We start from the raw sequence: 15,757 nt of genomic DNA, 5'->3' as shown, positions 1-15,757 counted from the left end.
ATAATTTCTTATTAATATATAAATTTTCTTTGTTTTATCGGTTTTAACCACCCAAAACGTTCATTTTGGATATCAATGGCGAGCAGCTGGCCCATATTTCTGCGCAGGATTTCAAAAAAGACATATTCAGATTCATCGTGCCCCCAAGCATTGAGCGTCATCCATTTTTCATTGAGAACAAGTGTAGCACCTGAATCAATCCTTTCAATCGTTGCAACAGAATCAACCCAAGTCGCTCCTTCAATTTTAATGATCTCGTGCTGCAGGAGTCTTTGTGTAGGAAGGTATGGAATTGGCCTAGTAATGTAATTTACTTGTTTCGAGATGATATCGTGAAGCTCCCCTGAACTTGCTTCCCATTCGGAAAACAGCTGATAGAATATTCTTTCCCGACCATAATAGTGCTGAACAAACATTTCTTCAATCCAATAGATTTGATAGTTTCGCACCTTTACACCCTCCTACCTTTCTTTCATATAGTATAAATCAACTAGAAAGGAGTCATTGTCGGAAATTGTTGAAAATCTACACTAGTTTTGTCGAAGGGCAAGTTAACTCAAAATATCGGTGATTGTCTCAAGTTGTAATATTTAGGGACTTATCTTCATTTAACCTACTCTCTTCCAAACATACTCTTTTTCATCGACAATTACATTTAAAAAAGGTCGACTCCTTTAAGAGTATTAAGGAGTCGACCTTTCATGTCTTTAATTTATTACTGAATCAATGCTTTGATTCTTGAAACTACATTGTCTGATGTAAAGCCGTACTCTTCCATGACTCTTGCTCCAGGAGCAGATGCACCATATCCATCAATAGCTAAAATGTCGCCTTCGTCTCCTACATAGCGATCCCAACCCATTGGAGATCCCATTTCGATAGCAAGACGTTTTTTCACACTCTTAGGCAGAATAGATTCTTTGTATTCTTTTGATTGTTTCTCAAAGCGATCCCAAGATGGCATACTTACGACAGATACGCTGATTCCCTCTTTTTCAAGTGCATTTTGAGCGTCTACTGCTAAATGCACTTCAGAACCAGTTGCAATCAGTAAGGCATCAGGCTGTTCCTTGCCTGAAGCAGATACCACATATGCACCTCTGTTAACGCCGTTATATGCTTTATCTGCAGTACCTTTAAGAGTTGGGAGGTCCTGACGCGATAGAACTAACATCGTAGGCTGATCCTTAGACTCTAAGGATAATTTCCAGGCTGCAGCAACTTCATTTCCGTCACCAGGGCGGATGACAGAAAGGTTAGGCATGGCACGAAGCGAAGCGAGCTGTTCTACAGGTTCATGTGTAGGTCCATCTTCTCCGACAGCGATACTATCATGAGTGAATACATATGTCACAGGTAAGCCCATTAGAGCTGCTAAGCGGATAGCGGGTCTTAAATAGTCACTGAATACGAAGAATGTTCCTCCGAATACGTGCAGACCGCCGTGAAGAGCCATACCATTCATAGCTGCACCCATACCGAACTCACGAACACCGAACCAGATATTACGACCTTCATACGATTCATGAGTAAAGTCTGCTTCATCTTTAATCATCGTCTTGTTAGATCCGGCTAAGTCAGCTGATCCACCAATGAATGAAGGAAGATTCTTTGCAATCGCATTTAAAACTTCACCGGAGGAAGCTCTGCTTGCTAGTGCATTTCCTTCTTCATATACCGGGATATCTTGATCCCATCCTTCTGGAAGACCGCCTTTGATTGCTGCTTCTAATTGGACAGCAAGCTCTGGATGCTCCTCTTTATATTTTATGAATAAGTCAGCCCAAGCTTCTTCTTTTTCAGAACCTTCTTGTTGGATTTTTTCCTCGAATCTGCTGTAAACTTCCTCAGGCACATGAAAATCCTGCTCAAAAGTCCATTGATAAGCTTCTTTAGTAAGCTTCATTTCATCTTCACCAAGTGGAGCACCGTGCACAGCGGATTTCCCTGATTTATTTGGAGCTCCGTATCCGATGACCGTCTTAACTTCGATCATAGTTGGACGGCTAGTATCACCTTGAGCCACTTCGATTGCTTTGGAAATTTCATCAAGGTCATTCCCGTCTTCAACACGAATATATTGCCAACCATAGGATTCAAAGCGGCCTTTCACACTTTCAGAGAAAGATTTGTCTAATTCTCCATCAAGTGAAATATCATTTGAATCATAGAGAACTACAAGTCGACCTAATTTCAAGTGAGCTGCTAATGATGCTGCTTCAGAGGCCACCCCCTCCATTAAGTCTCCATCTCCACAAATAGAATATGTAAAATGGTCTACTATATCGTATTGATCCTTATTGTATGTAGAAGCTAAGTGCCTTTCAGCTAATGCCATACCGACTGCCATACCAATTCCTTGGCCAAGCGGTCCAGTCGTGGCTTCAACACCTGGGGTATGTTTGTATTCCGGGTGACCCGGTGTTTTACTTTCCCATTGACGGAATTCTTTAAGATCTTCCATTGAAACGTCATAACCCGATAAATGAAGAAGGCTATATAATAGCATTGATCCATGACCAGCGGATAAAACGAAGCGATCCCGGTTAAACCACTCAGGATTTTTCGGATTATGATTCATGAATCTTGTCCAAAGTGCATACGCCATCGGAGCTGCTCCCATAGGCATTCCGGGGTGTCCAGAACCTGCTTTTTCAATTGCATCGATGGATAATGTACGGATTGTATTAATTGCTAATTGATCTGTGTTATCAAACATATGTCAGACATCCTTCCTTTTAATGTACCTTATTAATATTAATCTTCTTTGATAGTTTATACAACTATCTTGAATGATAACATGACTTTATAGTCCTTGAAAATAAAAACCCTTATGAAAACATAAGGGGGGAAAATGAAAAAAACTGCCCGGTCCAAATAAAATGGACCGGGCAGTTCATTAAATTAATGCATTTTCTTTTTAGTTTGTATGTCCTGAATCTTCTTAGGCGTCACTTCATTACCTTCCGGATCAAAGATTCTTGTATTTTCAATGGTCCCTTTCATCGATTGACGAAAAGTTTCCAGGTATTCTTTTCTCAACTTGGACTGCTCTTTTGCTTCTTGTTCGGTTAGTCCGCTACTCTTAGACTTCTTGGCAAGTTCATTGATTCGATTCATTTTTGTTTTTGAAAGCATCTATAAAAACTCCTTTATTGCCTAATCAGCAAAATCTAATATACAACTAATAGTTAAGCTTAATACTATCGTCATGTTACTAGATTAAAGGAGATAAAACAAGAGTTACGCATTTTCCAACGAAGACATATATTCTTTAAAACGCCTATGTACGGTAGCTTTGGAGACATCATACCCAAACCCTCTTAAAGTGGCTGCAATTTCAGCAAATGTCAGTTCGTTCTTTCTTAACCTGACAATTTCCTCAACGGGTACTTCAATCCGCTCCCTTCCATCTGCATTCCCTTTATTTTTCAGATTTTTATGAGGTTGAAAACCATTTTCCACTGCCCTTTTCATCCCTCGTCTGATTTTTAAATTATGGAGTTTCCTTTGATACTCCTCAACCATGCTTACGATATTAATCACCATAGAATCTGATTCAGATAAGTGAAGCTCCCCACTATGTGTTTGACTGATGATCTTGACTTCCTCTTTTAATAAACAATGAATGAGAGCAATTTTGGCATTCCCTCTGCCAATTCTTGTTTCGTCCTGTATGAGAACAGCCCCAATCGACTCATCTTTAATCAAATCAAGAAGTTCAAGAACACCCGGGCGATCTAATTCAAAACCGCTCGCTTGATCTTTAATGATAGCAACCACTTCGTATTGGTGTTCTTTTGCTAATTTTGCTAATTCCTCTTCTTGACGATCCAAAGATGTTTCCTGTGTATCTTTCTTTGTACTGACTCTGCAGTAAATTACTGCCTTCATCTTCTATCCCTCTATTCTTCGTTCATTACCAATTCATAGTCTGAATGGGTGGATAATGTTGGATTTTCTATAGGTAACACAAGTGATTCACCGGGTTTGATTGAGAAAGATGTGAGATTGTTTTCCTCTCCTACCCAAGCGATAAATTCTTCCACAGTCATAGAATATTCTTCATTGTACTGTTTGGCAATAGTCCAAAGTGTGTCCCCATCCTGAACGGTGATGCTTTGATATGACGGCTGGTTTGCCATAAATAATAGCAAATAGGCTGCAGATAAAAGCGCTAAAACAAATAATATTATAATGTAAGAGAAACGATTCCAAATGTGAGTTAACATAAAAAATACCTCCATACGAATGTTTGTTCTGTTTTTGTTATATTTATTGTAATACGAACATTCGTTTGGTGTCAACAAGAATTCGAACTTATGTTTGTACCAGCTGGAAAGACATGCTATAATGGGAACATAAGATCTATAATAGAGGTGCGTGAACATGACAAAATTGTCTAAAAGACAGCAAGACATACTAGAATATATTAAAATTGCAGTAAGAGAAAAAGGGTACCCACCTTCCGTACGGGAAATCGGGGAAGCCGTTGGTCTTGCTTCTAGTTCTACCGTACACGGACATCTGGCCAGGTTAGAGAGCAAAGGTCTTATTCGCAGAGATCCCACTAAACCTAGAGCCATCGAAATCTTAAATCTTGAAGAGGATACGATTCCGCGTCAGCGGGTTGTGAACGTTCCTTTAATCGGTAAGGTTACAGCCGGTCAACCCATTACGGCTGTGGAGAATGTCGAGGAATTCTTCCCACTGCCTGAGCGTATGGCACCTTCAGATGAACAGGTCTTCATGCTGGAAATCATGGGTGACAGTATGATAGAAGCCGGGATCTTGGATGGGGATTTTGTTATCGTGCGTCAGCAGCAAACAGCAAATAATGGAGACATCGTCGTAGCGATGACAGAGGAAGATGAAGCGACTGTAAAACGCTTCTTTAAAGAAAAGGATTATGTTCGATTACAACCAGAGAATTCGACTATGGCTCCGATCATTTTACGAAATGTATCCATTTTAGGAAAAGTTGTCGGAGTTTATCGTCAAGTACATTAATATGTTTAAGCCGCTATGTATAATAGCGGCTTAATTTTATCTATACTTTTGAAGACTCAAAAAAAGCAGTGGGTGGTAGCATTTTTCGCTACCACCCACTGCTTTTAATTAATAGCAATTTTCATGGATTAATACATTTGAATGTATTGCTCGCGCTCCCATGGATGAACTTGTGTACGGAACATATCCCATTCGATCTCTTTCGCTTCTACGAAATGTTCGAAGATGTGTTCTCCAAGAGATTTAACGATTACTTCATTTGTTTTAAGGTTTTCTAATGCAGCGTGTAATGTTGCTGGAAGATCTACGATTCCCGCTTCTTCACGCTCTTTTTTGTCCATAACATAAATGTTACGGTCGATTGGCTTAGGAGCTGGAAGGTTATTTTTGATTCCATCTAATCCAGCTGCCAGTAATACAGCCATCGCCAGGTATGGGTTAGCTGCCGGGTCAACACTACGGACTTCAACACGTGTGCTTAATCCACGAGAAGCAGGGATACGGATTAAAGGGCTGCGGTTACGAGCAGACCATGCAACATAACAAGGTGCTTCATATCCTGGTACTAAACGCTTGTATGAGTTTACAGTCGGATTCGTGATCGCTGTAAAGTCAGTTGCATGTTTAATGATACCTGCAAGGAATTGACGAGCAGTATCGCTTAATTGCAGATCTCCCTTTTCATCGAAGAAAGAGTTTTCCCCATTTTTGAATAGGGACATGTTACAATGCATTCCTGATCCATTTACACCAAATAAAGGCTTAGGCATGAATGTTGCGTGTAATCCATGCTTACGTGCAATCGTTTTAACCACTAGTTTAAATGTTTGGATATCATCACATGCTCTTAATGCACTTGCATATTTAAAGTCGATCTCATGTTGACCAGGGGCAACTTCGTGGTGAGATGCTTCGATTTCAAAGCCCATTTCTTCTAGTTCTAATGCGATATCACGACGGCAGTTCTCACCTAAATCTGTAGGAGCTAAATCGAAATAGCCACCGTTATCGTTTAATTCTAATGTCGGCTCACCATTTACGTCTAATTTAAAGAGGAAGAATTCTGGCTCAGGTCCAAGATTGAAGTCAGTAAACCCTAGCTCTTCCATTTGACTTAGGATGCGCTTTAAATTGTTCCGCGGATCTCCTTCGAATGGAGTGCCATCTGGATTGTAGATATCACAGATCAGTCGGGCTACTTTTCCTTTTTCAGCTGTCCATGGGAATACTAACCAAGTGTCTATATCAGGGAATAGGTACATATCTGATTCTTCAATTCGAACAAATCCTTCAATTGAAGATCCGTCAAACATCATCTTGTTATCTAATGCCTTCTCAAGCTGACTAAGAGGGATTTCTACGTTCTTAATCGTGCCCAGAATGTCAGTGAATTGCAGTCGGATGAACTTTACACCTTCTTCATTCGCTAATCTTAAAACATCTTCTCTAGTATACTTTGCCATTTACGTGTTTCCTCCTCAAGTTTATTAAAGGTTTTTATTTAATGAAAAAAGCGAGACATGTCACCTTGACGCAAAGATGCTTTAGTAAATCGACCGGAATGCATCAATTCATTTCGAAGTAATTTTCGCAGCTCGTCATCGGATAAATCCTGTCGTGCTTTTTCTTCCTTTTCATTACTTACGTCAGATACTACTTTACTTTCATTATGACTGGATACCGCAAAAATCTTCTTAATCCCAGCCATGTTGATGCCTTGATCTAACAAATCCTTTACTTCCAATAACTTATCAATGTCATTCAAGGAAAAGAGCCTACGATTCCCCTCAGTACGTGCAGGGCTGATCAATTGGTGCTCTTCATAGTATCGAATCTGACGAGCTGTTAGGTCCGTGAGCTGCATGACAATACTAATTGGGAATAATGCCATCGTTCGACGAATTTCACTTCCACTCATCTTGATTCCTCCTTTTGTTTTCCTTCTTGACCTTATTATATGTAATGTAAGGAGTTCTGTCAATTAAATGTTAGATTTTCTTACATATGAATTCAGAAGAAAAGGATAGTCAGATTTAGACTATCCTTTTACTACTTTATTATCCTTTATTCACAGTGATTAAACCTTTTTCAATCAAATTATCTACTGCTGAGCAAACGGCAATTTTCACGTGGGCGTAAGTTAATCCCCCCTGGACATATGCCACATAAGGTGGCCTTATCGGACCGTCTGCAGATAATTCAATGCTGGAACCTTGAATGAATGTTCCTGCCGCCATAATGACATCATCCTCATAGCCGGGCATATAGTCCGGATATGGAGTAAAATGAGAATTTATAGGTGATGCAAACTGGATTGCCTGACAAAATGCGACCATCTTATCTCTGTCATCGAACTGTACAGACTGGATTAAATCTGTTCGCTTTGCATGGGGACTTGGATTTGTATTCATGCCAAGTTCCGTTAAGAACGCCGATGTGAAGACGGCCCCCTTTAATGATTGTGCCACCACATGGGGTGCCAAAAAGAAGCCTTGATACATTTCTTGCAAGCTATAAAGAGATGCACCCGCCTCTGCCCCTATTCCAGGGGAGGTCATTCGATATGAACATGCGTCAACGTGTTCTTTCCTTCCTACAATATAGCCCCCGGTTTTAGCAAGGCCCCCACCAGGATTTTTGATAAGGGAGCCTGCCATTAAGTCTGCTCCGACGTGGCAAGGCTCACTCTCTTCTACAAATTCTCCGTAGCAGTTGTCTACGAAGACGACCATTTCAGGGTTGATCTCTTTAACAAAATCAATCATTTCTTTGATTTCTTCTATAGTAAAAGAAGGTCGATTGGCATATCCTTTAGATCGCTGAATCCCCACCATTTTTGTTTTGGAAGAAATCGTTTTTGCAACCCCTTCAAAATCGACCTTTCCAGACTCAAGTAAATCTACACTTTGATAACCAATTTGAAAGTCTTTCAGTGACCCGGTTCCTTCCCCGCGAATCCCAACAATTTCTTCAAGTGTATCATAAGGTTTTCCCGTTATGTAAACTAGTTCATCCCCAGGTCTAAGTACACCAAATAAGGCGATGGAGATCGCATGAGTACCTGAAATAATCTGAGGTCGCACTAGTCCTGCTTCTCCTCCGAATACATCGGCATAAATACTTTCTAATGTGTCTCTTCCTGTATCGTCATACCCATAACCAGTTGAAGGTATGAAGTGAGAATCGCTTACACGGTGCTTTTGAAAAGATCTAAGCACACTGAACTGGTTATTTTCAGCTCGTTCTTCAATTTGATTGTGTATATCTTTAATGCTTGCTTCAACTTTTGTTACCAATGGCTTTAGAGTGTTTCCGTGCACTAATTGTTCAAACATGAGGTTTTTGTTTCCCTTCTACCTTTGAAATTTCTTGATGCTGCCTGCGATTGGATGATCTTCCAGGTGATAGCCCGTCAATTCGTAAACCTGGCTTTCTTCTAAAAATTCTAATTTTCTTAAGATCGTATCATTTTTTAATTGTGAAAGGTGCTTCCCTTCACTTGCTGGGATGTACACATGATAAGATGTCATATAATTTTTCACGATTTCTTCTATTCTTAATAAAAGCTGACCTCGATCTTCTTCGTTCAAGGCACTGATCATGATATGATCCCATTCACTTCCCGGAACAAAGTCAGGGTCCACCACATCCCGCTTGTTGTATACTGTTAACTGAGGAAGTCCGTTCATATCTAAGTCTTCCAATAATGACTGAACGGTCTTTTCATGCTGACTGTAATCTGGATTTGAACTATCCACTACATGTAGAAGCAGGTCCGCTTCCTTCACCTCTTCCAGGGTAGAACGAAATGCCGCTACTAATGTAGTAGGGAGATCCTGAATAAATCCGACAGTATCCGTAAGTAATGTTGAGTACCCACTGGGCAAAGGCATTTTTCTTGTCATCGGGTCCAATGTAGCGAAAAGTTGATTCTCTTCATAAGAATCTGCTAATGAAATTCGATTAAACAAAGTCGATTTCCCAGCGTTTGTATAACCTACCAGTGCAATTTGAAATGCTTTGTTACGCTTTCTTCGTTCACGATACCTTTCTCTATGCTCAACAATGGTTTGTAATTGTTTCTTAATATCATCAATTCTGCGATGAATGTGACGACGATCACTTTCGAGTTTTGTCTCACCAGGTCCTCTTGTACCAATCCCTCCTCCCAATCTGGAGAGAGATGCTCCTTGTCCGATTAATCTTGGAAGTAAGTATTGAAGTTGTGCAAGCTCTACTTGTAATTTCCCTTCTCTTGAACGTGCGCGCCCAGCGAAAATATCCAGGATCAGTTGAGTTCGATCGATCACCCTTGCATGTAAATCTTTCGATAAGTTTCGTAATTGACTCGGAGATAGTTCATCATTAAATATGATGATATCCGGTTCAAATTGTTCTTCCAACAGGACCAGCTCTTCTACTTTTCCTTTCCCGATATAAGTGCCGGGATGAACTCGGTCCCTTTTTTGAGTGAGAGTACCCACGACTTGACCATGAGCGGTTTGAGTCAGTTCTTCAAGCTCCGCTAAACTATATTGAAAACGCAAGTCATCTTCTTCCTGTTGACACCCAACCAGAATGACTTTTTCCTTCACTTCACTCTTCAATAAACATCCTTCTTTCTATACATTTCATTTTCATCTTCATCATAACAAATCCGTCTCGTAAACTCTATGTTAAAAGCAGTGAAAAATGGTTGCAATTAAGTGCAGACGTGTTAAAATCAGTATGTTTGAATTTACGAAATCACACTCATTCAAGAATCTACATAATGGCATGTAGCATATTGTAATAGGGTTAGGAGGAATGTGTATGACGTGGGAAGTATTGAGTATTATAGGTACCATTGCTTTTGCTATTTCAGGAGCTATCATTGCCATGGAAGAGGAATACGATATCCTCGGTGTATATATATTAGGAATCGTCACAGCATTCGGTGGAGGGGCTATTCGGAATTTACTGATTGGCGTCCCTGTTTCCGCTCTATGGGAGCAAGGCATGTTGTTTCAGATTGCCCTCCTTTCAATAACAGCTGTCTTTCTTTTCCCTAATAATCTCCTTAAACACTGGAGAAAATGGGGGAATTTCTTTGATGCCATAGGTCTTTCAGCTTTTGCTATCCAAGGAGCACTGTATGCTTCTGAAATGAATCATCCAATAAGCGCTATTATTGTAGCAGCTGTGCTGACAGGGAGCGGGGGTGGAATCATTCGTGATCTCCTTGCCGGTCGTAAACCATTAGTGCTTCGTTCAGAAATTTATGCTGTATGGGCAGTCCTTTGTGGAGCAGCAATCGGGCTCGGGATAGTCCATTCAGCATTTGAACTCTACTCTTTATTCGTGATCACAACAACATTACGTGTTCTATCCTATTTATATAAATGGAGGTTACCGAATAGGAGTTTACGAGCACATGTATAATGAAAAAATGCATTCACTTATGAATGCATTTTTTCATAGATTTTTATATTACTAGATGTTTACTAAGTATAGTCATTCAGATGACCCTTTGTTAAACACTAAATCATTGCTGCGGATGGTTAATAAATCATGTCGATCATAACAATTTTCCATTAGCAGCCGCATGGCCTGAGCACGAATTGACTTCTCTAAAACATTTCGTACATATCTGCCATTTGAAAATGCCATAGGAGATAGATTATTTTTTGCTGAATGAAGATGTTCCCGAATTTTTCTTTCTGCATCATGACTTAATAAATATTCTTTATCTTCTAACATCCTTCTGCCGATTTCCATCAGCTGATCAACTGAATAATCAGGAAAGTGAAATACGAGAGGAAATCGTGATTGGAGGCCGGGATTCAAGGTAAGAAAGTGATCCATTTCCCTCGAGTATCCAGCCAGGATCAAGATGAATTCATGCTGCTTATCTTCCATATGTTTGACAAGTGTATCAATTGCTTCTTTCCCGAAATCCTTCTCTCCTCCTCTGCCTAGTGAATACGCTTCATCGATAAACAAAATTCCTCCTAAGGCCTTTTTGACAAGGTCTCTTGTTTTCTGAGCTGTGTGACCAATATATTCACCAACCAGATCAGCTCTCTCTGCTTCAATTAAATGTCCTTTAGAAAGTACATTCATTTTCAAGAATAGTTTTCCAATAATCCTTGCGACAGTAGTCTTTCCTGTACCGGGATTTCCTTTGAACATCATATGAAGGGCTTGTTTTCCCGCTTTCAACCCGATTGTTTCCCGCTTCTTATTAACATATATCCAAGCATAGATTTCTTTCACCATTTTCTTCATTTCTTCCATTCCGACTAGAGATCCAAGTTCTTCTTCTATTTCTTTTAACGCGACATGCTCTTGAGGGAGCGACTGAGGAACGGAATCATGCCTTAACGTATCTTTTACTGAACTCCGTTTTTGAGAATTCAATACAATGCTGATTTGACCATTATTTTTCATTCTCATTGGTTGATCCAATGGATTCACCTCACCATTCTTAAGACAGTATACGCTCCTGAAGATTTTAGGGTGACAAACGCCTATATTTCACCTGGTTTTTTCGACAAATTAGAAGAATTCCGTCTATTCCTGCGCTTTCCCGAGAAATAAAAAGAAATACGGAGTGTTTTGCTTCGTTTACTTTTCATAACGGTTCAGCATATTCATTAACTATTGAAAACTAAATTGGGACATTATAAGTGAGGGACATAAAAAAAGCCTCTCTTATCATCCTATTCAATTACTTTTCGTTTCATTAATTAATTCTTGCAATCATGAATCAGATACATTATCAGTATGATAAATCATACTGATAATGACTACAAAAAAAGCTGCCCATTGAGGCAGCTTTCGCAGTTTTTAATATTAATTGCTTTGTTCTTCAAAATTTATTTGGACATTACGCTGTGGAGCGAATGTTGAAATGGCATGCTTATATACAAGCTGCTGTTTTCCTTCGCATTCAAACAGCACTGTAAAGTTATCAAAACCTTTCACTTGTCCACGGATTTGGAATCCATTCAATAAAAATACCGTACATAGTGAACTCTCTTTTCTCAATTGATTAAGGAATTGATCTTGGATATTAATGGATTGTTTCATGGTTAGTCCTCCTCTTCTATCTCTACATTACTTATTCGACTTTAACTGTAGCTTTCCTGCAATAAATTCTGAAATATCCTCAATATTTTTGGTGCGCTGACTCTCATTTGTCATATCGAACCAGGTAACATCCATTTTATTTCTGAACCATGTAAGTTGGCGCTTTGCATATCTTCTTGAATTTTGCTTTAGGCTTTCTATTGCCCGTTCCAAGCTGACTGTGCCATCAAAGTATTCGTAAAGTTCTTTGTACCCAATGGCTTGAACAGACTGAACATTTCTTATTCCTTCATCGTATAATTCTTTAACTTCTTCTAATAAACCTTGTTTCATCATCAGATCAACACGAAGATTTATTCTTTCATAAAGTTTTTCCCGATCCATAGTTAGCCCAATTAAAGCCACTTCGTACTGCAGCTCCTGGGATTGCTCTTGTTGATACTCAGACATTGTCTTGCCAGTACAATGATAGATCTCCAACGCACGAATGACTCGTCGAGTATTATTCCGGTGTATATTCCCTGCTGATACGGGATCCACAGATACTAATCGATCATGAAGCCACTCGGAACCATTTTTCTCAAGGCTTGCTTCTAAATCCTCACGATAGTCTTCATCACCTGGGGTTTCAGTGAATTGATAATCGTATAATACAGACTGAATATAAAGCCCTGTTCCCCCTACTATAATAGGGACTTTTCCACGTGAGTGAATCTCTGAAATTTTCTTTCGGACAAGTTGCTGAAAGTCTGCTACAGAAAAGGATTCACTGGGATCTTTAATATCAAGCAGATGATGTGGGACTCCTTCCATCTCTTCAGGTGTGATTTTTGCGGTACCGATATCCATTTTTTTATAAATCTGCATGGAGTCACCACTTATGATTTCGCCATTATACCTCTTGGCAAGTTCTATACTTGTATTGGTTTTACCTACAGCAGTCGGACCAATAAGAACGATCACTTTCTCTTTTTCAATTCTTGTCATACGTTCACTGCTTTCTATGTAAATGTTTCGTTACATATTATCGTACCATAATGATAGATGTTGTTAAATCACATCTTGCCAGTATACCCAATTCTTTTATGAATATTCAATATTAGAAGCTGTTTTCCTCCCTTCTTCTTAGAAGTGAATGTACCCATTTCTAAAAGGGATAAACCTCATCGATATTAAACTCTCATACTATAAACAGCCTGGAGAGGGTCTTCAGGCTGTTTATAGATGTTTATAACCTTTCTTTTTTTACCTTTGATGACCAGCTGCTTTAGACTTTAATCTGCTTTTAAAATTAACCTATCACCTTCTCGGTTTGAAATGGATGTTTGATGATAGTCACCGTTTTTCCATGCGTCCATTTGATTTTGATACCATTTGCTTTTATAATGACCCGCTTGTCCAGGGCCTACAATATGATAGCCATTGTTCATGTTCTCTGTATCAATAACAAATCTCCATGAAGCACCATGATTGACGATTCCACTCTCATTGTAACTCGCAGCTCCAACCGTCACTCTACTTCCTCCAACCGGCTCGGGATCCCTGTCATTTAAGAACCATTTCAAAACGGAAGAAGCTCCGGATAGTGGGTGTTCAAAATATACTCTATGATACATCCCCCACTCCCACACGTCTATTTGAGAGCCATAAGCTTCTTCCAGCTCGTCTAATGCTTGGGTAAGTGAAGTTGTTAGAAATGTCTTGTATCCTCCCCTGTCCAAAAACCACTGAGACTCCTCTCCGTTATGAGCCTTTCGAACGAGTTCATCCACGACACTTTGACGACCTTCAAACAGTTTCATCATACCTTTTGGAATTTCCTTTTTAAATAGGCCAGTGGAAATTTCGTTCATCCATTGATGAAAAACGAGTGGAGCAGCTAATTTTTTATCATCTTTATAGTTCCAGGACTTCAACAGCTCAACAGCTTCTTTTTCTTTAGCTGTTAATGACTCGTTCTCCAAATCTTCAATAAGAATAGGAACCATTTCACGGGCATGTAAATTCATCTGATCCATTTGAAGGTCTTTCATATCGGAAAGAGTGAGATCCTTTTCCCCTTCTAAATACTCCGATATTCTCATGAACCTATATGGCTGAGCCCAGTGATGACTAATGTGATATGGATAGTCATCTGAAACTACTTTATTATTTGCGGTTGCCAAGAAACCGGATTCAGGATTGATGACCTTAGGAAGTTCTTCGAATGGTATAAAACCTTCCCACTCATAATCCGGATCCCACCCGGGAACAGGCAGTAGTCCGTCCCCTTTTTTTCTAATAGGGATTTTCCCGTTTGCCTTATACGCAATCGTTCCATCAGCTGAGGCAAAAACGAAATTTTGCGTAGGAACGTGAAAGTCCTTTAAGGCTTCTTCAAATTCATCCCAATCCTTTGCCTTGTTAATGTTAACGATTGCAAGAAGTTCAAGACTTGGATCAAGGGCTGTCCATCTCATTGATAGTACTTTTCCACTTTCATTTTGATGAGCAAATTCTGAAATCACCGGACCATGTCTCGTAATGGTTACTTCATAAGGGATAGTATCACCATCCTTCACTTTAATAGGCTCCTCTATGATTGTTGCCATTTCCCATTTACCATCATAAAGAAATAAGGTCGGATCTTCTTCATTTCGTTTCTCCACATATAAGTCCTGGACGTCAGGTCCTGTGTTCGTAACCCCCCAAGCAATTTGTTCATTATGACCAAGAATGATTCCCGGTATGCCGGCAAAGATGACACCACTGACATTGACTTGTGGTGATTCCAAATGCATCTGATACCAAATGGAAGGAGTTCCTAATGATAGATGCGGATCATCAGCTAGGAGAGGTTTCCCACTTGCTGTTTTCTCACCGCTTACTACCCAGTTATTGCTTCCATTAAACTCAGGGGGAATGACTGCACTCGCAAATGATTGCTCCATATCGAGCTTTACTCCTCCAATATCCGACAGAATGGAAGGAGCGTCTTGAGGGTATGAAGGGAACAGATCATACGCTTTTTCCTTTGGCAAATTCTCCATTGCCCAGTATCTGAATGCCTGCCCTTGCCAGTGTCCTCCTAAATCAAATGCCATATATTTTCCGATGGTCAATGAATCGATCGGTGTCCATTTTTCAGGTTTATAACCAAGGATAGTAAATTCAATTGGCAACTTCCCCTTTTCTTGCGCTTCATTTATAAAGGAGTTGACTCCATCTGCATACCACTCCAGAAGCTGCTTAGCATCATCAGGATATGCCGCATAAGATACTTCGGCTGCCCTCTGCAAACCAAAGGTACGGAAAAATTTGTCCCGATCTACCGCTTTCTCACCAACTACTTCACTCAAACGTCCTGAGGCCTGTCTCCTGCTAAGGTCCATTTGGAATAATCGATCTTGCGCTTGTACATATCCTTGTGCCCTATATAAATCTTTTTCATTTTGGGCCAGAATATGAGGGACACCGTCCTTGTCTCTTGTTACTTCCACATCCTCAGATAGCCCCTCTAATGAAATTGTGCCCGATGTAATGGGTAGGGATCTGTCAATGTAATAGTTTACAAATATCAGAATTCCAAGCAAGATAAACAGAAGAGACCCTGCCGTCCACAAAGTGATCCTCAGTCGTTTATTTTTTTTCTCCCTTTGTAGCTCTATGCCTCCATTCATTCCTTTTCCCCCTGTTT

General features: G+C 39.9%; 15 protein-coding genes. 2 read left to right on the top strand and 13 right to left on the bottom strand.

Annotated features, from left to right (window positions below; genetic code table 11):
• Positions 1–11 precede the first annotated feature (11 nt).
• The 5 genes from sirA to yneA form a co-directional block, all read right to left on the bottom strand.
• Positions 12–449: a sporulation inhibitor of replication protein SirA gene (gene sirA, locus ACYH0O_RS11015; protein WP_149155623.1), complete on the bottom strand. Its 438-nt coding sequence runs from the start codon at positions 447–449 to the stop codon at positions 12–14.
• 266 nt (positions 450–715) lie between these two features.
• Entirely contained in the window at positions 716–2,719 is a 2,004-nt protein-coding gene (gene tkt, locus ACYH0O_RS11010) for a transketolase (RefSeq protein ID WP_482632247.1), read from the bottom strand.
• A 185-nt stretch (positions 2,720–2,904) separates the two neighbouring features.
• Complete coding sequence (locus tag ACYH0O_RS11005; protein ID WP_113968105.1) at positions 2,905–3,138, bottom strand: DUF896 domain-containing protein; 234 nt, start codon at positions 3,136–3,138, stop codon at positions 2,905–2,907.
• A 105-nt stretch (positions 3,139–3,243) separates the two neighbouring features.
• Positions 3,244–3,894 carry a YneB family resolvase-like protein gene (locus ACYH0O_RS11000; protein WP_482632246.1) on the bottom strand — a complete coding sequence of 217 codons (651 nt, stop codon included), beginning with the start codon at positions 3,892–3,894 and terminating at the stop codon, positions 3,244–3,246.
• Between the two features lie 11 nt (positions 3,895–3,905).
• Positions 3,906–4,232, bottom strand: coding sequence for a cell division suppressor protein YneA (yneA, locus tag ACYH0O_RS10995; RefSeq protein ID WP_149155620.1), 327 nt, complete (start codon positions 4,230–4,232; stop codon positions 3,906–3,908).
• A gap of 157 nt (positions 4,233–4,389) precedes the next feature.
• Between yneA and lexA the strand changes: the two genes are divergently transcribed.
• Positions 4,390–5,010 carry a transcriptional repressor LexA gene (gene lexA, locus ACYH0O_RS10990; protein WP_148969243.1) on the top strand — a complete coding sequence of 207 codons (621 nt, stop codon included), beginning with the start codon at positions 4,390–4,392 and terminating at the stop codon, positions 5,008–5,010.
• 128 nt (positions 5,011–5,138) lie between these two features.
• Here lexA and glnA read toward each other — a convergent pair whose 3' ends face one another.
• The 4 genes from glnA to hflX form a co-directional block, all read right to left on the bottom strand.
• Entirely contained in the window at positions 5,139–6,473 is a 1,335-nt protein-coding gene (gene glnA, locus ACYH0O_RS10985; protein ID WP_149155619.1) for a type I glutamate--ammonia ligase, read from the bottom strand.
• 38 nt (positions 6,474–6,511) lie between these two features.
• Positions 6,512–6,928, bottom strand: a complete 417-nt coding sequence (locus tag ACYH0O_RS10980) for a MerR family transcriptional regulator (protein WP_113968110.1) — start codon at positions 6,926–6,928, stop codon at positions 6,512–6,514.
• Positions 6,929–7,067: 139 nt separating this feature from the next.
• Positions 7,068–8,345, bottom strand: coding sequence for a methionine gamma-lyase family protein (locus ACYH0O_RS10975; RefSeq protein ID WP_482632245.1), 1,278 nt, complete (start codon positions 8,343–8,345; stop codon positions 7,068–7,070).
• Positions 8,346–8,363: 18 nt separating this feature from the next.
• Positions 8,364–9,617, bottom strand: a complete 1,254-nt coding sequence (hflX, locus tag ACYH0O_RS10970) for a GTPase HflX (protein ID WP_482632244.1) — start codon at positions 9,615–9,617, stop codon at positions 8,364–8,366.
• Positions 9,618–9,822: 205 nt separating this feature from the next.
• On the opposite strand from hflX, the gene ACYH0O_RS10965 reads away from it, so the two are divergent.
• Positions 9,823–10,431, top strand: a complete 609-nt coding sequence (locus tag ACYH0O_RS10965) for a trimeric intracellular cation channel family protein (protein WP_149155616.1) — start codon at positions 9,823–9,825, stop codon at positions 10,429–10,431.
• A 72-nt stretch (positions 10,432–10,503) separates the two neighbouring features.
• Here ACYH0O_RS10965 and spoVK read toward each other — a convergent pair whose 3' ends face one another.
• The 4 genes from spoVK to ACYH0O_RS10945 all read right to left on the bottom strand — a co-directional run bounded on the left by spoVK (position 10,504) and on the right by ACYH0O_RS10945 (position 15,740).
• On the bottom strand, positions 10,504–11,457 hold the full coding sequence (gene spoVK / locus ACYH0O_RS10960; RefSeq protein ID WP_149155615.1) for a stage V sporulation protein K: 954 nt from the start codon (positions 11,455–11,457) through the stop codon (positions 10,504–10,506).
• Between the two features lie 387 nt (positions 11,458–11,844).
• On the bottom strand, positions 11,845–12,081 hold the full coding sequence (gene hfq, locus ACYH0O_RS10955; RefSeq protein WP_113968114.1) for an RNA chaperone Hfq: 237 nt from the start codon (positions 12,079–12,081) through the stop codon (positions 11,845–11,847).
• Positions 12,082–12,108: 27 nt separating this feature from the next.
• On the bottom strand, positions 12,109–13,068 hold the full coding sequence (gene miaA, locus ACYH0O_RS10950; RefSeq protein ID WP_482632243.1) for a tRNA (adenosine(37)-N6)-dimethylallyltransferase MiaA: 960 nt from the start codon (positions 13,066–13,068) through the stop codon (positions 12,109–12,111).
• A gap of 287 nt (positions 13,069–13,355) precedes the next feature.
• The gene (locus ACYH0O_RS10945) at positions 13,356–15,740 is read right to left on the bottom strand and encodes a penicillin acylase family protein (RefSeq protein ID WP_482632242.1); all 2,385 of its coding nucleotides are present in this window, start codon (positions 15,738–15,740) and stop codon (positions 13,356–13,358) included.
• Between the last annotated feature and the right edge of the window lie 17 nt (positions 15,741–15,757).

The organism is Rossellomorea sp. H136 (genome assembly GCF_056838065.1).
The sequence above is the reverse complement of the archived record's forward strand: the minus strand, read 5'-3'. Positions and strand labels throughout refer to the sequence as shown.